18 protein-coding genes are annotated in these 22323 nt (G+C 37.8%); 6 read left to right on the forward strand and 12 right to left on the reverse strand.

The window, feature by feature from the left end:
- Positions 1 to 175 precede the first annotated feature (175 nt).
- The 11 genes from MJY40_RS09420 to MJY40_RS09470 form a co-directional block, all read right to left on the reverse strand.
- On the reverse strand, positions 176 to 1006 hold the full coding sequence (locus MJY40_RS09420; RefSeq protein ID WP_317853992.1) for a YitT family protein: 831 nt from the start codon (positions 1004 to 1006) through the stop codon (positions 176 to 178).
- 14 nt (positions 1007 to 1020) lie between these two features.
- Entirely contained in the window at positions 1021 to 1752 is a 732-nt protein-coding gene (locus MJY40_RS09425) for a WecB/TagA/CpsF family glycosyltransferase (protein ID WP_317853993.1), read from the reverse strand.
- A 3-nt stretch (positions 1753 to 1755) separates the two neighbouring features.
- Positions 1756 to 3993 (reverse strand): polysaccharide pyruvyl transferase CsaB, encoded by a 2238-nt coding sequence (csaB, locus tag MJY40_RS09430; protein WP_317853994.1) that lies wholly within the window; start codon positions 3991 to 3993, stop codon positions 1756 to 1758.
- Between the two features lie 14 nt (positions 3994 to 4007).
- Positions 4008 to 4484 carry a DUF4330 family protein gene (locus MJY40_RS09435; RefSeq protein ID WP_317853995.1) on the reverse strand — a complete coding sequence of 159 codons (477 nt, stop codon included), beginning with the start codon at positions 4482 to 4484 and terminating at the stop codon, positions 4008 to 4010.
- Between the two features lies 1 nt (position 4485).
- A complete protein-coding gene (locus MJY40_RS09440) occupies positions 4486 to 4962 on the reverse strand; it encodes a DUF4330 domain-containing protein (protein WP_317853996.1) in 477 nt (158 codons plus the stop codon).
- Complete coding sequence (locus MJY40_RS09445) at positions 4959 to 6065, reverse strand: glycosyltransferase (RefSeq protein ID WP_317853997.1); 1107 nt, start codon at positions 6063 to 6065, stop codon at positions 4959 to 4961. The genes MJY40_RS09440 and MJY40_RS09445 overlap by 4 nt, the downstream gene beginning before the upstream one ends.
- On the reverse strand, positions 6047 to 9163 hold the full coding sequence (gene murJ, locus MJY40_RS09450) for a murein biosynthesis integral membrane protein MurJ (RefSeq protein WP_317853998.1): 3117 nt from the start codon (positions 9161 to 9163) through the stop codon (positions 6047 to 6049). The genes MJY40_RS09445 and murJ overlap by 19 nt, the downstream gene beginning before the upstream one ends.
- A 175-nt stretch (positions 9164 to 9338) precedes the next feature.
- Positions 9339 to 11693, reverse strand: a complete 2355-nt coding sequence (locus MJY40_RS09455) for a phosphodiester glycosidase family protein (protein ID WP_317853999.1) — start codon at positions 11691 to 11693, stop codon at positions 9339 to 9341.
- Positions 11694 to 11927: 234 nt separating this feature from the next.
- Positions 11928 to 13154, reverse strand: coding sequence for an aspartate kinase (locus MJY40_RS09460; RefSeq protein ID WP_317854000.1), 1227 nt, complete (start codon positions 13152 to 13154; stop codon positions 11928 to 11930).
- A 15-nt stretch (positions 13155 to 13169) separates the two neighbouring features.
- A complete protein-coding gene (gene thrB, locus MJY40_RS09465; protein ID WP_317854001.1) occupies positions 13170 to 14072 on the reverse strand; it encodes a homoserine kinase in 903 nt (300 codons plus the stop codon).
- A 262-nt stretch (positions 14073 to 14334) separates the two neighbouring features.
- Positions 14335 to 14778, reverse strand: a complete 444-nt coding sequence (locus tag MJY40_RS09470) for an ACT domain-containing protein (RefSeq protein ID WP_317854002.1) — start codon at positions 14776 to 14778, stop codon at positions 14335 to 14337.
- A gap of 352 nt (positions 14779 to 15130) precedes the next feature.
- On the opposite strand from MJY40_RS09470, the gene MJY40_RS09475 reads away from it, so the two are divergent.
- From MJY40_RS09475 to MJY40_RS09495, 5 genes are all read left to right on the forward strand, one after another.
- A complete protein-coding gene (locus MJY40_RS09475; RefSeq protein WP_317854003.1) occupies positions 15131 to 16696 on the forward strand; it encodes a hypothetical protein in 1566 nt (521 codons plus the stop codon).
- 35 nt (positions 16697 to 16731) lie between these two features.
- Entirely contained in the window at positions 16732 to 17838 is a 1107-nt protein-coding gene (locus MJY40_RS09480) for a pyridoxal phosphate-dependent aminotransferase (RefSeq protein ID WP_317854004.1), read from the forward strand.
- Positions 17839 to 17842: 4 nt separating this feature from the next.
- On the forward strand, positions 17843 to 18340 hold the full coding sequence (locus tag MJY40_RS09485; protein ID WP_317854005.1) for a hypothetical protein: 498 nt from the start codon (positions 17843 to 17845) through the stop codon (positions 18338 to 18340).
- Between the two features lie 12 nt (positions 18341 to 18352).
- A complete protein-coding gene (mnmL, locus tag MJY40_RS09490; RefSeq protein WP_317854006.1) occupies positions 18353 to 19279 on the forward strand; it encodes a tRNA modification radical SAM protein MnmL/YtqA in 927 nt (308 codons plus the stop codon).
- Between the two features lie 73 nt (positions 19280 to 19352).
- Positions 19353 to 19949, forward strand: coding sequence for a DUF4364 family protein (locus MJY40_RS09495; protein ID WP_317854007.1), 597 nt, complete (start codon positions 19353 to 19355; stop codon positions 19947 to 19949).
- 217 nt (positions 19950 to 20166) lie between these two features.
- On the opposite strand, the gene MJY40_RS09500 is transcribed toward MJY40_RS09495, so the two are convergent.
- Complete coding sequence (locus tag MJY40_RS09500; RefSeq protein ID WP_317854008.1) at positions 20167 to 20460, reverse strand: alanine:cation symporter family protein; 294 nt, start codon at positions 20458 to 20460, stop codon at positions 20167 to 20169.
- Between the two features lie 164 nt (positions 20461 to 20624).
- On the opposite strand from MJY40_RS09500, the gene MJY40_RS09505 reads away from it, so the two are divergent.
- A complete protein-coding gene (locus MJY40_RS09505; protein ID WP_317853737.1) occupies positions 20625 to 22322 on the forward strand; it encodes an IS1634 family transposase in 1698 nt (565 codons plus the stop codon).
- Position 22323 lies beyond the last annotated feature (1 nt).

Genomic DNA, 22323 nt, shown 5'->3' on the forward strand with positions numbered 1-22323 from the left:
AAAATAAAGAGAAATCGTAAAAAAAACATACAAAATCTCTTTTTATTTAAAATTTATCTAAAATTGACCTCTATTTTTTATCTAAACTGACCCATTCGCACCAGTTCTTGTATACAATCCATCTTTTTTACCTCACATTTAACTGTTTTTGTCTATTTTTTGTATGACCCTTTGTTCAAAACTTGCGTACATCCACCAAATACATTCGTGCATTCCCATCAATTCCATCTACAATCTTCCTATATACTGGAAGTTCTTTCCTAGAAATCACACAAAATAATACATTTGCTTGTAACTCCATCACCCTATCCTTTGCACCATATTCCACAAATTCAGCTCTTGTAATACAAGAAAGTGACTCTTTTAGCATATGACTCTTGGTAGAAATGACAATAAGTCCACTACCACCACCAACACCTTCCATCATCCAACGCATACAACGCTCAGAAACGAAAACAGAAACTATGGCATATAGCCCAATTGTGCCACCAAAAACCAGCATACCCAACAAAATGATGGTTGCATCCATAACAAAAATCAGTTGACTTACAGAATACCTTGGCAGCTTTTCTTCTATTAAAGACGCCAATAAGTCCACACCGCCAGTTGTAGCACCACCTTGGAACACAAACCCCAAACCAATGCCCACCAATGCGCCACCATACAAAGCAGATAGCATTAAGTCCAAAGAATCAAATGAAAAATCTTCTACCAAAAACAAAACCAAAGAAAACAAAAAGGAAGCAGCAATGGTTTTACCCAAATATCTGCCCCCTTGTTGTTTATATGCCACACAAAATAGAGGTAGATTTGCAGCAATATTCACAAACCACAAAGGTGTTGATTTACCCCAATACATTTCTGTAAAGCGATTGCAAATCATGCCCAAGCCTGTGACACCACCAGCAACCAAATTGGCTGGCTCCAAGAAACACTGGATTCCCACTGCCATAAGGGACACACCCAATATACCAAGAAACCATTTGCCCTCTATTCCTTTTGTCATACTTTCATCTCCTGTTATCTCCATTTTCTGCTTTTCCAAACAGTCCACGCAAAAACAGGTAATTGCATCATTCTTCTCCATCTGGTTGGTTGTGTAACCAAGCGATAGAACCATTCCAAACCAAGTTTTTGGAATAGTTTTGGTGCTCGTTTCACTTTGCCTGCCATAACATCAAAGCTACCACCAACGCCAATTGCCAAACCAATGCCCAATTCTTCCAAATGATGATACATCCATTTCTCCTGTTTTGGTGCGCCAAGTCCTACCAATAGTATGTCTGGAGATTTGGATTTTATGTCTTCCAAAATATGTTTTTCTTTTTCTGCATCAAAGTAACCATCTTGTACACCAACGATACGCAAGCCTTTGTAACGTTCCATCATTCTTTTGGCTGCCACTTCTGCAACCTTAGGTGCTCCACCAAAGAAATATATGGTTTCTCCTGATTTCGCCACTTCAGAAAAGAGATTTTGTGTGAAATCAAACCCTGCTACTCGTTCTTTCAATTGAATATCGCTGTATTTGGATGCCAAAACAACACCAATGCCATCTGGAATCACCATATCCGATTCTCTGAGAATGTTCATCAGTTCTTTGTCTGTTTGTGCTTCCATTACAATTTCTGGATTGGGTGTACAAACCATACAAGGTTTTTCACTACGCATCAATTCCAAACCCTTTTGGACAGCTTCTTTCATGGTCAAAGCATCAAAGGGCACTTCTAAGATTCTTGTGATTTTTCTCATATCTCATTTACCCTTTCTTGTTTGCAACAATTGTTGTAAGTAGACTTCGTTTTTATGTGCCATTTCTTCCAAAATACGTTCTTTTTCGCCTAAACGATTCACATATTTTTCTTTGTTGGCAATCATATCTTCTATCATTTTGATGGTGCGTTCCATGTCGAATTCTTTCAACTTGCCACCACTTGGCATTTCCAATTTCTTCAAATAGTAGGCAATCTTTGGATCGTATACAAAACCAATCAAGGGAATTTTTTGGCTTGCTGCAAAAATCAAAGTGTGCAAACGCATACTCAAAATGAAATCTGCCAAACTGATGATACCCATAACTTGATATGGAGAATAGTGTCCTTGTAAAATATAGGCATCTTCCTTCATTTTTTCCTTCACCTGTTCGCTGACATGAATGTCATTTGGTACTTGCATTGCCAAGAACACAATGGTTCTATCGTATTTTTTTACAATCAAATCGCATAGTTTTGCAAAGCGACCAATGAATTTACCCATACCCTTCCAATTGCGGACAGAAACCACTACCAGTTTTTTGTCCATTGGAATGCCTTCTTTACGTAACAGATCGACTGCTTCTTCTCTTGGCACTGCTTCCATTGTAAATACAGGGTCTGCTGTTACAAAACATTTCTTTGCATCCACACCCATAGAAAGCAATTCTTCATAGGAATTTTCTTCTCTAAGTGTAATCAAATCTGCTTTATTGACCACTTGTTTCACAAATCGTCTGTTGCGTTTGCCAGAAACAGGTCCAATTCCATTTGCATAAAGCATGACTTTTTTACCCATCATTTTTGCCATAGCTGTGATGGATAGGTAATACATCAAAGATCTGGTGCTTGTACTATCTTGAAGCAAAGAACCGCCACCACTGAGAAGCACATCACAGTTTTTCACTGCATGGAACACATCTTTAACGCCAAAACGATACACCGCTTCAATGCCATATTTATCTCTGGTTTCTTCTGGTTTATTGGACAAAACAGTGATGTTATAGTTATCACCAAGGTTTTGGATATTTTTGTGCATAGAAATCATAATGGCTTCATCGCCAGTGTTATTGAATCCATAATATCCACTCATCACCACATTGTATTGTTTGGTATGGGATTGTTGCCAAGCAGAATCATATGCTTTCACACAATCCAAAGCCATTCTACTGACAGAATAATATTGGAAAATGACTTCTCTACCATATTGCCCCAATTCTGTGCGTTGTTCTGCTGTCATTTTGTTGAATGCAACATCCAAATCTTGGAACAACAGCTTTTCTGTGGACATGGCACAACCTCGACAACAGAAGTTATTTTCTTGTGCCAATTCCAATTTATCTTTGCCAAACAAACCAATATAGCCTTCATTTCCAGCTACAATTGTGGTTTTGCCTGCTGCCATCGCTTCCAAAGCAGCTCTACTTACACCAACAAACACATCACCCACAGCAATCAGTTCATTGATATCAATTCTACCACCTGTCATTTGGATGCAATTTCTGCCAATGGTTTTGTTGATTTCAGCACTTTTTGCAAGAAGTTCATCATATACATCGCCGCCACCAACAACAAGCATTTGCAAACCTGGAATCTGCTTTGCCAATTCTGGTGCCATATCAATGAGTTGTCTGGCTACAAAAGCACGACTTTCATCCATTCGACTGACATACACCAATGTTGGTTTTGTTTCATCCAAGCCAAATTCTTGACGCACCTTGGAACCATCTGTTTTGGGTGAAAACTTTTCGGTATCAATCCCATTGATGGTTACAAAAATATCTTTGTTCCACACTTTGTAATTTTCCATGAGATACTGACGAATATCTTCACTGACTGCAACCACTTTTTGACCCCAATTGGTCAAATATTTGAGACCCATACCCGTATAGAACACCCAATGTGCAGATGTGACAAAGGTGAATTGCATACGCTTGTGCAATAGTCCTGTGATGAAACCTGGAATTCTTGCATGGGAATGTACAATGTCAATTTTTTCTTTTTTGATGATGTGTTTCATCATAAAATAGGATTTGACAATGGTAAATAGGTTTCTACGATGCATTGGCACTTTATACAATTTGATGCCCGCATCTTCCAATTCCTTTTCATAGACACCACCATTGGATGCAATGACAATATCAAATCCTTGTTGTTTCAGCTCTTTTGCCAATTCCACAACATGTGTTTCTGCGCCACCAATTTCCAAACCCATCAGTGCCATCAAAATTTTATATTTCATATTTTCACCATCCATCAAATATCAAAATTCATAATTTTCATAACAGGTGCTGCGTATTTTGTATAAATGTTCATTTCGGAATTGATTTTCAGCTCTGTGACACCTTGGGCAAAATAGCCTTCTTCTTTTTCCAAAATATCACCTTCGATAATCAATGTTACGGTGTAATAATCAGGATGTTCCACAGTGTAGTAGCTGCCATTGCCATCTGGAATGTTTTCCAACATTGGTGTATAGGAAACATCTTGGATGGTACCCACGCAAAGACCTGTTTTTTCATCAAAGACCAAATCTCCTTCATGAAGTGCTTCCACTGTCACCATACGTACTTTGTCAATGACTGCATCGTATTCCATCATTTGTCCAATGATGCCATCTTCTCCACCACCATCTTTGTTGACCACAATCATTTTATAAGCACCCAAAACCACAAGAGCAATCAATACCACAAACAAGATGATATCCATAAAATTCGCTTTTCTTTTCGCCATCTCATTCACCATCCCTTACTTCGATTACAATGCCTTTGAAAGCATAACCCTTGCCTTTGATGTTCAGTTCTTTACCCACTTTGACAACAGTACCTTCTACTGTAATATCTGCATCTGTTTCTGTGCTATAACCTGTAACTTCCACAGTGACATCAGAATAGCCAATGGATGGTACTTTTTGGTATTCCTTTGCATCATAATCAAACACAGGCTCTGTATGTTCTGTGTAATCAAAACCAGTCAAAACACCCAAATATTCAGATGTGGAACTGTTGTATATATTTTGACCAATGACAGGCATATCCACCAAATCATCCACAACTTCTTGACCTTCTACCACATAGGTATAGGATTTCAGTTGCACTTGGTTTTCTGGATTTTGTTTGTGGAGCATATAGTATCCACCACCAACCAAAACCAAAATAACTGCCAAAATAATGAGGATATCCACTACATTCAATTTTCCTATTTTTCTCATGTTCTGCCCTCCAAATAGAGTCTTTCAATTTCTTTTGTCATATATTTTGCTTGGAAATTACGTTCCACCAAATGTTTTGCGTGTCCAGAATATTTGCTTCTTGGAGAATGCAAAACCAATTCTATTTTTTCTGCCAAAGCCTTATAATTTCCCACTGGTACCAAATATCCATTTTTGCCATCTGCAATGACTTCTTTGATGCCACCTGCATTGGTTCCAACTGATGGAATACCAAGGCTCATGGTTTCAATGATAGACAAGCAAAGTGCTTCTTCTTTTGATGTAATGACATTGATATCCAATGCTGCTTCCATACGTTCCACATCGCTGATAAATCCTGTGAAAATCACATTCTGTTCAATTCCCAATTTTTGGGTTTGTGCCACCAATTTTTCTCGTAGACTACCATCACCAATGACATAGAAACACACATTATCTTCTTTGGATAGTACTTCTTTGGCACCCAACAAGAATGTTTTGTGATCTTTGACTGCTTCCAATCTTGCCACAATACCCACTGCTTTTTTGGATGGATCGCCACCATAGCTTTTCAGCACTTCTGCTCTTTCTTCTTTGGAAATTGGTTGCAAAGGTGTAATCCCATTGCATATGGTTACAATTTGTTTGATATCCACACCACCATATGCCATGCTTTCAGAAACCGCTTCACTGACACCAATGATTTTATGACTAAAAGTTTTATTGATGATTTTTTTGACACGTTTTTTGGTATAACCACCCTTTGTGCTTTCCATACAATGTTTGGTATGCACAATCAAATACACTTTTGCAAACTTTGCAGCCATTCTAGCAGTTAGACTTGCATGTGTATGTACCACATCTGGTGCTTCGTCAATAAACAACTTTTGCAAAGGTGCAATTGCCTTATAGTCCAAGGATTTGTCTGCCATTTCTGCCATAACAATGACCGGAACTTCTAGCTTTTCCACTTCTGGTATCAACAAACTACCCTTAGGCAATACCACAGACACCTGAAAGGTTTCACGATCGTAATGGTTCAAATAGTTCAACAACCATCTGCCAGCACCACCAATATTTTTATCTGTCAAAACATGAAATACCTTCATTTTTGCTTTTGCCATTGCTTTTCCCCCACTTTCACAGTTGCCATACCAATACCCAAATACATCCAAAAGAGCAATACAATGCGATAATCAAACCAAAGATGATCTGTCATACCTTGGAGCAGAAGACCTGCAAATCCACCAAAGAATGCAGCAGATAACCACCAAAATCTCTTTGGCATTACACGCATTTTGCTATATAGTTTTTGGAAGAAGAATATCACCAATAGTACCAAAATACCAAATCCAACTACACCCAATTCAATGAGTACTTGTAAGAACAAGTTGTGGACATGATATGCATTTGCCGCTTCAAAGGAGAACAATGGATATGTGGTTGGGAATGCGTCCACACCAATACCTGTCAAACCATATGCTTCTACCATTTTCATACCTGCTTCGTAAATGGAAATACGATATTGCGAAGAAGAATCTTGCATGGTGATGGAACTCAAAAGACGTTCCCACAGGCTTTGTGGTAGAATAAATGGCATTGCAAACAAAATCCCAATTCCAAGTGGAATCAAACGTTTTTCAGAAAGCAACACAAATAAACCTGCTGCAAATAACAAACCAAGCATTGCACCCCTAGAGTTGGTTGCAACCAATCCCAAACAAATGACACCAAAACAACCAGCAAAGTAGAATCTACCCACCCAGTTACGCATTTTCCAAAGCATTCCAGCAGCCAAAGCACCCATCAAAATGAGATATTCACCCAAAACATTTGGATTGCTAAAGGTTGCATAGGCTCTTGTTTCAATGGTGAAGGATTCTGCATCCACCCAAGCAGGATCAATTTCTACACCCACAATGTATTGATACACTGCATATAAACCAATCAAAGCACCTGTTGTGATCATAACAATCAAAACAAAGTTCAATTTTTCTTCTGTGTCGATACAGTCTTTTGCCACAAAGAACATAGCAATAAAGGTCAAAGTAATGCCCATAACCAACAAAGATCTTGGTGTTTGGAAACTGGTCACACTACCATATACCATAGTCAAGCCAAACAGACCTACAAAAATGCTGACCAAGCTGGTTTCTGACTTTTGGACACGTCCAAGGTACAAATTGATCAGATATACCAAAAAAGTTGCTGCACATGCTGCTGCCAAAATCATTGTAGGGAAAATGGGAATTGCAAAGACAATTGCACACAAGCAAATCATCAGGAATTTTTCATTGCAAATACCCAAAATCAAACTTTCTTCCATTGCCAAACGCACTGTATTTTTCTTTTTTTCTTTGTTTCTTCTATTTAAGATGATATCATTTGCTTCTGTGGCATCATCCCAGTTGCCACGCATTTTTTGCACCACAAAACTATTGTCAATGGCATGTCCCACACCAAAGCCAATATCAGAATACCATCCATATACCAAACCACTCATCCAGATATTTGCCATTTTGTTCCATGAAGTTTCCACCAAACGGAAGGAACCACTTTGGGCAAATGCATTTGAAATTCTACCAATGAGTTTTGCATATCCTCTATCTTCCACTTCAATTTCTTGATTAGAACCTTCTCCAGTAGTTTTTCGTTTTTGCAAGAATTCACCTACAAAAGCAAATGCAAAACGTCCTTCTTCCACACCAATAATATAAGAAAGCACCATATACACCAAAACTCCAATTGCTGTTGGAATACCCAGTTTCAGTACATTGGAAACCAAGCCACCACCCAAAAGACGAGTCAAGAAAGCATAGCTCCCCCATACAAAGACAAGCATACCACCTGCTGAAACCATCATTTTGCCAATGCTTTTCAGAAGCCCTTTGTCCACAATTGCTGGATATTTACGCAAAGTTGGAATCAACAAAACCACTGCTGCTGCTGTGGAAGACGCTGCCGAAGCCAAAGCCAAACCGCCAAGACCCATAGGTTCCATCAAAAGTCCACACAAGATACCATTGATGGCAATGGACACAAGACCAGAATAAAATGGCATTTTTCCATCTTGATTTGCATAAAAAGCACGACTCAAAATGGTTTGAATTCCATAGCCAATGACACCCAAAGCAAAGAAGAACAATGCAATGGAAGTGATTTCTGTTGCATCAGCAGTAAAACTACCACGTTCATAAATGACACGCACCAATGGTTCGCTAAGTGCCATCATACCCACCATCATGGGAATCAAAAGGAACATCATAGAACGTAAAGTCACTTTTACTGTGCTGCTAAATTCCTCTTTATTTTCTTCACCAGAAATTCTGGAAAGCTTTGGGAAAATCAAATTGGCAATTGCCAAAACAAAGACACCTACAATAATGGTGTACAAAGTATTTGCATACTCCAATGCACTAACCCCTTGTTCTCCATTGGGTAGTTGAGATGCAAAGCGACTATTGATTAAGAAATTGATGGGTTGAATCCATGTGCTGACCATAACAGGCAACATCAAAACACCAATTTTTTTCAGTCCTTCATCACGAAAACGGAAATCTGGTCTGAAACCATATCCTTTTTTACGCAGTGCTGGCAATTGGATGATGGCTTGCATTGCCCAACCAATGAGAAATGCAATGGTCAAACCATAGACACCAAATTGATCATTGAAATAGATATAATATGCAATGATGACCACATTGGAAGCCACACTGATGGCTGCTGGTACATTGAATTCATCCAAAGATTGCAAAATCCCCACAAATGAAAATGCAATTGCTGTAAACACAATGGTTGGGAACAATAATTTTGACAAAGATGTTGCCAAAGCAATGGTTTCTGCATCGTAACCCACTGCAAACAAACGCACCAAATCCTCTGCAAATGCCATACCAAAGAACATCATTGCAACAGTGACCACAAACATCAAAGTCAAGAAACGATTTGCAAGTCCAAATGCTTCATCTTTTCCTTTATTCTTCAAATATTCATTGAACACAGGAATGAAGCTGGCAGAAATGGCAGAAGCAAACACTGCATCAAAAAAGGTTCTTGGAATACGACTTGCAGTGAAGAAAGCTGCTGCTTCCATACCCCATGCATAATTGGCAGCCAAAAACTGGTCACGCACCAATCCAAGTACCTTTCCTATTAATGTAATCATCATCATCAAACCGACAGCCTTGACTGCTCGATTCCCTTGGTTTTCTTTTTGTGACATAAGATTCTCCTTACTGATACGGTATCATTGACACACAAATGACAGGTAAGTCACCTTACCCATCCAAAATTTTCATCATAAATATACAAAAGGGTAGAGTTTCCTCTACCCTCTGTTCCTTATTCTACCCTATTCTTGTTCATTTTACAAGAAATGGAGCTATAATTTCATAAATTTATTGAACTTTTTCCAGTTCGTATTGCACTGTGTCACCAGATACACGGAAACGCAACATAGAGAATGCAGAATTCAAGCTACCATCTTCCAACCAAAGATCTGGCAAGTTGATGTATCTGATACCTTCTAGTACAGTTGCCCAAGCACTGCTACCACTACAAGAAACCACAAAGACATCTTTGCCTTCATTGACATACTCACCTAAGATTTCTCTATAGAAGGTTGCTTCTCCATCATCTGTAAAGTTAGATGGTGTGCGTTCTGTCACCACAATGATTACATTGTCATCGGATGCATCCAAGTTGGTCACAAGGCTATTCCATTGTGTTCCATCTGTGGAATTGATGCCACCATTTGCTGCTGTTACCATTGCAAGACTGACACCACCTCTGGACATGAAACGATATTTATCCAACCATGTCAAAGTATCGGTTTGATTTGCTGTTTGGATGTTGCTGCTACCACCATATACTGCAACTTCTGCACCTGTATCCAAAGCAACCCTTGCATTGGTTCTTGCTGTGATATACGCATCCAAATTCACTTCAGCTGCTTTTTCGCTGACCAAACCACCCAAAATATTCAAGTAGAATGCACCATCACCTGTGTTTTGTACATCCACTGCCATATGGTCTGCTGCCATAATCTTATCTGGAAGTGTCACAAAATCACCACCGCCTACAGTCACTGCAATGTAGGATTCTTGACCATCTCTGGTACAAATGATATATGTAGAACCTTTTGCTTTTGCAGTAAATACGTTTTTGTTCATGGTACCAATGGATTCATCTGCAACACGATATTCTGTTGTGGAAGTACACCAATGTGAGAAACCATCTGTATCCACAACTGACATTTCCATGCTTGCAGTTCCACCTACATTTGCCACTGCCACTTCTGTATTGGTTGGATTCAAGCGACTTGTGGTTGCAGAAACAAAGTTGATGTAGCCTACATCATTGCCATATTTTGCTTCAATCATAAATTCGCCAACAGTTGCTGGTGTGAACTGATTCCCATTCCATTCACCATCCATACCAAGTGCACTCCACTCAATATCATTTTGGTCAATGGAAATGTGGTTGTACTCATCATCCAAGCCATAAGCTGTAAATGCAACTACTTTATTGGGCAATGTACGATCCATGTCTGCTGTAATACGAATTTCTTCAATACTTCCCACTTTTGCATTTTGGAAAATACCCACTGCATTGATGACATTACGTTCAGAACCATCGGAAACTGTATTTTTGACTTCCAAAGCGGAATCAGAAACAGTTTGTGCAACCAATGTGGAAGAACCACCACCATCTAAATGGAACGCATTGAACGCACCATATTCCAACATCATTGCTGCCAATTCATCATGTGTAGCACCAATACTATTGCCACGTCCATCCACTACAAGGAAAATTGCAGTATTGCCATCTCTGGAAAGACCAAAAGCAGTTCTTGGTTGACGACCTGTGACAACAATTGCATTTGCAGCAACTTTTTCGCCACCTTCTACCAATTTTGCACCGCCACCAAAACCAAATTCCATATCGTCGATATCAATTGAAGTGGTACGTTCATATTCCACATCATCGCCTTCTGCAAAGGATGTTCCATATTGCTCAAAGTATGCTTCTGTCATAACAATAACATATCCATCACGTGGCACATCAACGCTTTTGCTACTAGTGATGATTTCATCAATTTCATCATCTTCCACAACGATTTTAACCATGTTGTCGAAGCGTTCATCCAAGCTATCTGTTTCATTCATACTACTTCTGTCAATGTACACTGGGTAATCAATGGATGCAACTTTATTTTCAGATGCAATGCTCAGTGTTTGATATCCATTTGTGAAAGAAAGGGATACTCCAAAATAAGAGAACACAGAATCACCGTCTTCATCCATAAAGAATGCAGTATATTCGTCCTCTGTTTGGTTGATGGAAGCACCCACAGCAATGAAATCCCCATCAATCATAATGGGGCCAAAAGGTGCAGAATATGTTCCACTGGTTCCAAAGAAGTCCCCATTGACACCAGCTACAGCACCGCTTGTGGATAACAATTTGCTGGTACTTTCTTTGTATCCATAATCTGTTTCACTGAGAACTGGCTTGAATTCCAAGCTAGATTCTGTCAAATCCACTGTCAAAACATGCACATTTTGTACACCAGCATCTGTCATACGATTGCTATTTTCATAGACAACACCCTTTGTTACAATTTCTGAATTGGATTGTATGTAATAGGTTTCTGCTGCAAGTACTTGTGCCGGCAAAACAGATACTGCCATTGTACTTGCCAAAAATGTTGTCATAACTCTTCTTCCATATTTACGCAAATGATGTCTCATTAATAATCTCCTTTATGATACCTTGTTTCAGTTACCACGCAACTCAACTCCATTTGTTTTGGAATAAGTTACAGTTTCTATCATACCATAAATCCCCTCTTCTGTTGAGACCCAAATTAATTCTTAATGAATTTGTAATAATTTAGTAACAACTTTCATGTCATATTAAATATAATTTTGAATAAAAAAAATATGGAAGGATATTATATCCCTCCATACCAAATATGATTGAAATCAATCTTTTCTCATGCTTACAGATTTGTTTTTGAATTTATCATGAACAGCAACCATAGCTGTGTCTACATCTTCTTCTGCAATCAACAAAGTGATTTTGATTTCAGATGTGGAAATCATTTGGATGTTGACACCAACATCATACATTGCTTCAAAGAATGCAGATGCAACACCAGGATTTGTTGCCATACCAGCGCCTACAGCTGACAATTTTGCAACGTGTTCATCATATTGTACTTCGGATACTGTCAAACGTTTTTTGTGTTTTTCCAATGCAGCTTTTGCAATGTCCAAATCTTGTTTACCAATGGTGAAGGAAATATCTTGTTTGCCATCTCTGGAGGTGGATTGCAAGATAATATCTACACTTACTTTTTCTTTTGCCATCAATTCAAATACTTCAAATGCTTTTCCAGGTTCGTCATTGATTCCAATGAGAGAAATACGAGCCACATTTTTATCTGCTGCAATACCACTAACCAACATTCTTTCCATATTAGAGCCCTCCTTAACTTCTGTACCAGGTGCTTCTACCATACTAGAAAGCACCAATAATTTCACATTGTATTTTTTTGCTACTTCAACAGAACGACAGTGCAACACCTTTGCACCAAGAGAAGCCAATTCCAACATTTCATCGTAGCTGATTTCATCTAATTTTTGTGCATCTTTTACGACACGTGGATCTGCTGTATACACACCTTCTACGTCTGTGTAAATTTCACATACATCTGCATTGAGGGCTGCTGCCAATGCAACTGCAGAAGTATCGGAGCCACCACGTCCAAGGGTTGTCATATCCCCATGACCATTGACACCTTGGAAACCTGTTACCAAAACAATATTGCCACGTTCCAATTCATTTTCAATTCTTTCTGCATGAATTTTACGAATTCTGGCATCACTATAGGCATTTGTGGTTTCGATACCCACTTGGGCACCATTCAAAGAAATTGCACGACCACCCAAGGAATTGATTGCCATTGCCATAAGGGCTACAGATTGTTGCTCACCAGTTACCAAGAGCATATCCATTTCACGTCTGCTTGCCTTTGGATTGATTTCTTGTGCTTTTGCAATCAAACCATCTGTGGTTTTGCCTTGTGCAGACAACACTACAACTACATCATTGCCTGCTGCTTTTGTTTTCATGATATTTTTCGCAACATGCAACACTCTTTCTGCATCTGCAACAGAACTACCGCCATATTTTTGCACTATCAACATCGTTCTTTCCTCCTGTTAAACCATTTCTACACGCACACCTGTTGTATCTGCCTGCAAAAGAGACAATTCCCAACCATCTGGCAAGGTTTTTAGATATGCTTTCATGTTTTCATCAAATTCTTCAGATACATCTTGACGCACCATTGCCATCAAAGTGGAACCTGCACCACTCAAATAGCAAGCCAATGCACCAAATTCCTTTGCTTTTGCAAAAATTGCATCCATATTGGGAATCAAGGTACTGCGATATGGTTGATGCACTTTGTCATCCATTGCCATATCCAAATTTTCATATTGACCTGTCAAAATAGAAGCCACCAACAAAGCAGATCTGGATGCATTGAACACCACATCGCTTCTGGAATATTGTGTTGGCAAAACACCTCTAGCTGCAGAAGTTGATACTGGGAAATTTGGCACCATTGTTGCAAATACCAAATCTTCTGGCAAATCCAAACGCACATATTGCATCTTTTCTGGCGTTTGCACACCAACCACCATACTACCAAAAATAGCTGGATTGGAATTGTCTGGATGACCTTCCAATTTGGCTGCCATTTGCGCCAATTCTTCTTGGTCACAAATATTGCCTGCCAAAGCATTTGCTGCTACCAAACCGCCAACGATACAAGCAGCGCTACTACCCAAACCACGCACCATTGGAATAAAATCTTCTTGGATGATGTGGACACCAGGCATAGTAAGCCCTTTTTGTTCATAAAAATATGCCATTGTTCGATAAATCAAATTGGATTCATCCAAAGGCACCTTGATTTCTTGCTCTCGTTTCACTTCTATGAGAACGCCTTTTTCTATTTCTTCTACCCAGATATGGTTGTATCGTTGTACTGCAACACCAATACAATCAAAACCAGGACCCATATTTGCAGATGTAGCTGGAACTTGAATGTGTATCATATGCTTTCCTCCATAATGGTTTTTTGATTTCAGGCAAAACAAAACCCCTTAATTTATGTAAAGGCAACCTCTAATGACCCACAGCACCAATCTTTATGGTTCATTATTTCCATCATTCTCCACAAAAATTCTCAACGATATTTCCTATATCGCCTCAAACTTTAGTAAAGCCTGACGAAAAAATGCTCACATAAATCTTGGCACTAGAGTTATTTAGAGATTACCTAAAGAAAGGAGTTTTGCAAAATTTTATTTCATTCGCTTACTCTCTACCGATAATATGCAAAGATTGCATTCCTTGCATTGCATCCAAACGACTCATCAAATGGCTAAATTCACCTTGCATTTCGTTTGTTTCAATGGTGATGGTTACATTTGCAATCCCATTAATTGGAATTGTTTGGTTGATGGTCAATACATTTGCACCTTCCAAAGCAATGCTATTGAGGGCAGCAGACAACAAGCCTGGTGTATTGTCCATATTTGCGGTGATGGTTACAGTTCTACCTCTTGTGTTTTCATACAAAGGATGGACTGCATCACGATATTTATAAAATGCACTACGACTAATGCCCACTGTATTGACAGCATCTTGTACTGTTTTTTCTTTACGACTTTCCAACAAATTCTTAACATCCATAACCTTTAAAAAGATTTCTGGAAGTACGCTTTTATCTACAATATAAAAATTTTTATCTTCTTTCATTTTGTTCCTCCTTGTTTTTTCTGCAAAAACATTTGTGCTCAATACATGGAATATACCACATTCTGACCTATATTACAACATTTTTTTCAAAATTTCGAAAACTTTTTCACAAATCTGTCTTTTGCACAAAAACACTTCATAATTTACAATTCTACAGTGCAACTTGCCACGAAAGGTGACACATTGTTTTCTTTTTGTTTTGATTCCTTTTCTGTTTCTTCTATTAATTTTCTTCTTTTTTCTTCTTTTTCTGTATTCTGCACATCCTTTTTTTCAACATCTATTCACTTTTGATCTGTTTTCTGTTACAATATAAGATACGATTTTAACAATATTAAGGAGAATTTCATCCATGACATCTATACACCAACCTCATTTTGAGGATGTACCACAAACACATCAAGAACTTTTGGGCTTGTTTACTGACAGATACCTTACATTATGCAAAGAAATGGAAGCTGGCTATCAAGAAGATCTGTTTTCCATTGCACCTTTGCTGTTTGGCAAATGGTATCAAACAACCCTGATCGAAAATACATTGCTTTCACCTGCCAATATGTTCCAATTGGAGTTACCTACATTGGAAGATGGCATTTATGCTTATGTGTTGCATCGCACACCTAATTCTGATGTGCTTTCCTTCAAACTGGAGTCCTACTCCACCAAAGAGCATCCCTTTGTAAAAGATTTGCGTATTTTAACGGATTTTTGTACGCCTGCTCGTGAAATGGATGAACATCTTTTCTTTTTGGAAAAAGATCGTCCTTTTTTAATCAGTCAATTTTCACATCAAAGTGAATTTTATTTAGAATATTTGACACGTATTGCTTGGTGGCTTGGTTTATTTACCATTTTACCTTCCATTCATGTCAAAAAAATTCAACAGTCTGGATATTGTACCATCTTTTGGCAAAAAAATATAGAGGAAATTTTAAAAGATATTGCAAGTTGTGCTTGTGAATTGGCAGCTGAGCGTTTTTCCTTTTCTATGGACTTGGAAACCGGCATTGCCCAAGGTAGATTTTTCGCAGAATTTCTTTCCAAACCACAAGAAATTGACCGTATTTTTGTGGAATTCTATGAACAAGTGGATATCAACATTACAGAAATTTGGAAACAAGGGGCCAATATGTCTGAAGAAGATAGAGCACTGGCATCTTCTTGCATTTTTACAGGAATTATGTTGGACAAATGGTTCTTTTATCCTATGAACCAATTTTTGCAATTTTTATCTCCAATTTCCTTTATGCCATTGCGTTATTTTTATTTGGTCAACAACTTGGCTGCTCTTGTCACCATGAAACGAAACATTGGTGCGGAAATATTTTCTCCACCAAGCTATTATACACAAACACCACTGGGTCAAAAGCTATTCCCTTGTGAATCAGAACCACAAGCAAAATTTCTTTTCCCAAAACAAGGGAATTTCTCTGAATTGCTAGAAGCAGTCAAAGCAGAACATGTAAAATTGCAATTTTCAGAAAAGTTTTATGCAAATCGTACTTCTCATATTTTATGTATGCGCATTGCAATGGGTGCAACTCCAGAATATTGGAAAATCATTGAAATGCCAGATGAAACTTCTTTGGATGAGTTTTGTGGTGATATTTTATCTGCTTTTCGCATAGAGCCACTTTGGGATTATGTGCTTTCTATTTTGGATGAAAATGATTTCCCTGTGGAATATTCTCCAAAAAACAGCAAACGAAGCCTCAATAAAACAACAGGTCGCTCTTTGTCTGACTTGCATTTGCAAATTGGCGATTGTTTCACCCTAACCCCCTTCTCCGACAAATCACAACGTCTTGAAGTGGAAATTATAAGTGACAAAACTGGTAATCCTTATGTATTGTATCCTAGGGTTTCCAGCCAAAGTGAAGCCGTTACAGAAGAAGAACAAGTAGATGAATTGTTTTGATATAAACCAGACACATTAGAACAGGAGATTTTTCAATGTCCAATACACAAGAAACACTACATCATGCACATGGTGGCGATTTGGATGCCATCCAAAGAAAATATCAAATTCCAAAAGAAGAAATCAAAGATTTTAGTGGAAACATCAACCCTTTGGGCTTTCCAAAGTCTGCTGAATTGGCTCTTGCAAACAATTTGCATTTGATTTCCACTTATCCAGATAAGCAGTACACTGCACTCAGAGAAGCCATTTCTACATATACCAATGCCAACAAAGACCATATTGTTGTGGGCAATGGTTCCACAGAATTGATTTCTACCTTTATCCAAACAGTGGCAGCCAAAAATAGCATTGTTTTGGGACCTGCTTATTCTGAATATGAACGTGAAATCACACTACTTGGTGGTGGATTTGCCTATTTCCCATTGGAAGAAAAAAATGACTTTCAGTTGGACATTGACCATTTGATTGCATCCCTAACCAAAGAAATTGGTATGTTGGTCATTTGCAACCCAAACAACCCAACAGGCACTGCCATTTCTACAATGGATTTAGAACGAATTTTGACCCATTGTAAAGCAATTGGTGCTTCTGTTTTGGTGGATGAAACCTACATTGAATTTGCAGATAACATCAATGAAATTTGTGCAATTCCTTTGGTGGAATCCTTTGACAACCTTTTTGTCATTCGTGGTACTTCCAAGTTCTTTGCAGCACCTGGCATTCGTTTGGGATATGGTGTTTCTTCTAATAAAGAGTTTTTGCATCATTTGCAATCCAACCAAGATCCTTGGAGTGTCAATAGCTTAGCTGCATTTGTAGGAGAACATATTTTTTCTGATTTTGATTTCCACAAAGAAACACAAACTTTGGTTTCCACAGAACGCCAAAAAGCATTGGATATTCTTTCTACTTGGAACAACATCAAAGCATATCCATCTTCTGCCAACTTCATTTTGTTGAAATTATTGACAGATAAAACAACTTCTGCTGCAATTTTCGAACATCTCATTCAGAAGAAACTGTTGATTCGTAATGCTGCATCCTTTACATTTTTGGATGAAACCTATTTGCGTTTTTGTATTTTGGCTCCAGAAGACAATGCCAATTTGTTGATGGCACTGAAAGAAATTGTGGAATGATTTTATGTACAAATTTTTTGTACAAATTCCATGCAAAAAACTGGATATGTATTTTGTAGATGCTTCGGATACACTAATTTCACATAAGAAAGAGGTGAATCCATTGAATCCCAAAATCAGCAAAGAAGAATTGCAACACCATTTGCAAAATTTATACGAAACCATGACAGATGGCAGAAACTTTCCACCTGCTCATGTACATTTTTTGAATACTTTAAGTTTTTATATCCACTTTGCAAAGTGTCCTTGTGGTGCTGGCACTGTGGCTGAAACTTTGACACAAATACAACATTGTATTCCATTGGCTTTGACCAAAAAAAGTCTCAATCAATTTTTATTGGCTTGTAAAAAACCTCCATCTCCTCAATTCACAAAGGGATATTTGGAGCATTGCAAAGCTGATTTTCTTTTGTTGGTGTATCATAGCACCAAACAACCAGAACAATGGAATGCAATTTCTAGTCTTTGCGAAAATTTACGTTTGCAAATGCAAGAAAACTAGAAAGGAATTTTTATGGGTCAATATCCTTATTTGAATCTAAACGAATACTATCGTGGCTTATTTGGTAAAAAAGCTGCCAAAATCTCCTTAGATGGTGGATTTTCCTGTCCAAATCGTGATGGTACCCTATCCTTTGGTGGTTGCATTTTCTGTAGCGAAGAAGGCTCTGGTGATTTTGCACAAGATGTCACCCTATCCATTACAGACCAAATTGCAGAAGGCAAAATACAGTCCCAACAGAAATGGAAAGATACTGTTTACATTGCCTATTTCCAAGCCTACACCAACACCTATGCACCTGTTTGTCAATTGCGTGCCAAATATGAAGAAGCCATCAACCAAGAAGATGTTGTAGGCATTTCCATTGCCACAAGACCCGATTGTTTCAGTCCAGAAATTTATGATTTATTGGAAGAACTCAATGAAACATCTACCTTATGGGTAGAACTTGGTTTGCAAACTGCAAAGGAGGAAACTGCTCTTTGTATCAACCGTCAATACAAAAATGAAGTCTTTGAAACTGCCTTTTGGGAATTGCACAAGCGTAATATTCCTGTTGTGGTGCATGTGATTTTAGGACTTCCTAACGAAACCCTAGAAGATATGCTCCAAACCATTGATTATTTGAATCAACTTCCTATACAAGGTGTGAAGCTCCATTTGATGCATGTGATTCGCAACACTGCTTTGGCTAGGTTGTACGAAGCTGGCGACTATAGACCACTTGAAATGGAAGAATATCTACATATATTAAGTTCTTGTGTGGCTAGGTTGCGTCCTGATATTGTGATTCATCGTTTGACAGGTGATGGTAAAAAAGAAGATTTGCTGGCACCACTTTGGAGTTTACGTAAAGGGGATTTACTCAATTCCTTTCATCGCAAATTGAAACAAGAAGGTATTTACCAAGGTCAAACCTATACACCTGTATCAAAATAAATTTACACTTGTTATTTTTGCTGAAATTTGATACACTTATGCAATATGTTTGATTCTGAAAGGAGGAATTCTCTTGGCTGATTTGATTAAGCAATTGGCTCAAAACAAACTCATCATCTTACATTTGGTACAAAAAATGGGAATTTCCCTTTCCAACAGCGAAATTTGTCAATTTTTATTGAACAAAGAATATATGGACTACTTTTCTGCACAGCAATATCTTGCAGAGCTTGTGGATGCCAATTGGTTGGAAAAAAATAAGGAACACCACAACACCAGATATATGATTACCGATGAAGGTGAAGATGTCATCAGCTATTTCCAAAATCACATCAACGAAAATGTAAAAGCAGATATTTCCTTATACGTAAAGGAAAACAGTAAACGAATTCGTGCAGAATACGCTGTAACTGCCAACTACTTCCCAGAACACAGTGGTGATTTCTTGGTGAAATGTGGTTTGTGTGACGATGATGGTATGACACTAATGGAAATCAGTGTTTCTGTTGTTTCCAAGCAACAAGCACAGCAAATTTGCAAAAACTGGCGTAAAAATGTAAACCAATTATATGGTTCTTTCTTGACCACATTGGCAACAGATGCTTCTGGCAACCCAGTTTCTTTGAAAGCAAATCCAGAAAACTTCCCAAATACAACAGACGAATTTTAATGTGATACTACATAACAGAAAAGGACTACCAGTTCATGATATCAAATCCTGAAGTGATAGTCCTTTTTTATATGTTTTCTTCCAATTAAAGTTGATTAGATCTAATATATTCCATCTTATGGTGGAATGCTGTTAAACGGATCGATGAGGGCATCGACCCCTACGTCTTCCTATTAAGCCCCTTTATCTGAAGTTGGGACATGTGTTCATATATTGTTTACGCTTTTTTCCAGAACTCCAATCCTGACAAACCAATTTCTTCCGCCACAAACACTGGGTTCTTTCCTTCTCTTTTTTGTTTTTCATAATCTTTACAAGCAGCCACTGCCACTTTGGAAAGAATGATACATGCTGGAATGTTGATCAGTGCCATAAAGCCCATTGCAATATCTGCAATATTCCAAGCCACATCAGCAGTCAAACCTGCACCCACAAAGATAACCAACATACAAAGAATGCGATACACTGTCAAGAAACCTTTGGAAGGTACTTTTCTATTGATGAATGTCAAACAGCTATCCACATAGAATAAATTACTCTCAACTTCCTGAAATTTTGACACTAAATAAAAACAAAACCCAATAAAGTCCAGTAAAATCGGCAAATCTATTGATTTTTCTGGGCTTTTAGTGTATACTATTCTTAGTGGGTATACTCACTAAGAAAGGAGAGCGTATGTACTTTGATTTTACAGTAGAAATACCTGAGAGCAAGGGGAAAATCACAAGGAAAAAGATAAAAGATGTAACGTACATTAATTATGAATATGACCGAATATATAAACCTGAAAAACAATATACGATTCCGAAACGAACTACAATAGGGAGACGATGCGAGGAGGATATTGAAAAAATGTATCCCAATGCAAACTATCTAAAATATTTTCCGGATAAAGAACTACCAGATAAAAAGGATCGTAGTAAAAGAAGTTGTTGTCTTCGGATAGGTTCATATTTGATGATACAGAAGATTATTAAAGACTATGAACTTGATACGATGCTAAAGCGTATCCTTGGTAAAAATGAGGATCTGTTTTTGGATTTAGTTACATACTCTATTATTGCAGAAAATAACGCAGCACAATATTATCCAGACTACGCTTATAACCATCCGCTCTTTACATCTGATATGCATATTTATAGTGATAGTAAAGTATCTGATTTTCTTAGTGAAATCACAATAAATCAAAGTGTTGGATTTCTGAATGAATGGAATGCGTCACGTAATCATAGGGAACAGATTTACATATCGTATGATTCTACTAACATGACCTGTCAGGCAGGTGATATAGATTTGGCAGAGTTTGGACATTCGAAAACGGGGGATGATAAACCGATTATTAATCATGCTATCGCCTACGATAGAACGAATAGAGAGCCTCTGTTTTGTGAGGATTATCCTGGAAGTATAGTTGACATATCTCAACTTCAATACATGCTAGAGAGAGCAAAGGGATATGGATATCGTAAAGTTGGATTTATCTTAGATAGAGGATACTTTAGTAAAGAAAATATTCACTTTATGGATAAGAACAACTATGAGTTTGTAATCATGGTAAAGGGAATGAAGAAGATTGTACAGCCACTTATCCGTCAACATTTAGGTGAGTTTGAAGAAGATAGAAAGACAAGTATTCGAAAATACAAAGTGAATGGAATTACAATAAAAGATTTTTTGTATCCATCTGATGAAAAAGAACGATATTTTCATATTTACTATAGTACTAAGAAACATCTTATGGAAAGAGAACTATTGGAAAACAAAATAGATCAAATGGCACGAACACTGAAAAAGATGGAAGGAAAGCCTGTAACTATAGCAAAGAGTTTCGAGAAATATTTCGATTTAATTTACCACCATCCAGGACAAGAGGATGAACGATTTACAGTAGCAAGAGAAAAAACAGATATAGTCAGTGATGAAATGCGTATGTGTGGGTATTTTTGTATTATTACATCTAAGAAGATGTCAGCGAAAGATGCATTAGAATTATATAAAAGTAGGGATAATTCAGAAAAACTATTTAGTGCTGAGAAGTCATTCCTAGGAAATCGAGGGCTTCGTGTGCAATCGGACGAATCAGCTGAGACGAAGCTTTTCATTGCATTTGTGGCATTAATTATACGTAGCAAGATTTATACTAGCCTCAAAGATGCTGAGGAAGAAAGTGAAACGAAACATAATTTCATGACAGTCCCAGCCGCATTAAAAGAACTGGAAAAGATTGAGATGACAAGGCACTTAGATAATTGCTATCGTCTAGATCACGCAGTAACAAAAACACAAAAAACGATTTTAAAGGCATTTGGAATTGATGCGAATTATATCAAAAGAAAATCAGAAGAAATAGGAGCTGTTTTGGCAGAGTCATAGG

Origin of the sequence: Chakrabartyella piscis (genome assembly GCA_030067835.1) — a bacterium.
Classification (GTDB): domain Bacteria; phylum Bacillota; class Clostridia; order Lachnospirales; family Anaerotignaceae; genus Chakrabartyella; species Chakrabartyella piscis.